At 68.4% G+C, this 703-nt stretch carries 1 protein-coding gene; it reads right to left on the bottom strand.

Going from position 1 to position 703, the window contains the following annotated elements; genetic code table 11:
• Positions 1-703, bottom strand: a 703-nt coding sequence (locus tag GY812_02335) for an ATP-grasp domain-containing protein (GenBank protein MCP4434321.1), incomplete at both ends; no start/stop codon positions are given.

Here is a 703-nt window from a genome sequence, read left to right as displayed (position 1 = left end):
GGTGTGCAGAGTCGCACGTCGCTCTCGGCGACGGCGAGCGCGTCCTCCAGCACGATGCGCACCTCGGCCTGGGTGGCCTCGACGGCTCCCGACGCCGAGGCGTAACTGACTTCGACTGCGCCCGGCGAGATCATGATGGTGTCCACGGGAAGCCCCAGGATAGCGCGGGCATGCAACTCGAACTCCGAGAGCCGCTGCGAGCGCATGGTGACCAGCCCACTGTCATGAGGCCGGGGTCGAACGTCGGCAAAGTACACCTCGTCTCCGCGCACCAACAGCTCCACACTGAACACACCGCGGCCACCCAGCGAGTTGACGATGCGGGCGGCGATCGACTTCGCCGCATCCAGCGCCGCCGGCGCGAGCTGCTGAGGCTGCCAGGATTCCAGGATGTCGCCGTCCGGCCGGTGATGACCGATCGGCTCGCAGAAATGCACGACCGGGCCTGCGGGGCCAGTGGTGCGCACCGTCAACAGCGTCACCTCGACATCGAACTCGACCGCAGTCTCGGCGATGACACGTTGCAGGCTGAGCCGTCCACCGGCGACGGCACGGCGCCAGGCAGGCTCGATGTCCTCGGACCGCAGCAGTACCGATTCGCCTTCCCCGGGTGCCGCGGCGACCGGCTTGACCACGAGAGGAAAACCCGCGTGCTGCGCGATCGCGGCGAGCTCCGCTGCTGAACCGGCGAACCAGAACGGGG

It is taken from the genome of Actinomycetes bacterium (genome assembly GCA_024222295.1).
Lineage (GTDB): Bacteria > Actinomycetota > Acidimicrobiia > Acidimicrobiales > Microtrichaceae > JAAEPF01.
Note: the sequence above shows the minus strand (reverse complement) of the source record. Positions and strands in the feature narration are given on the sequence as shown.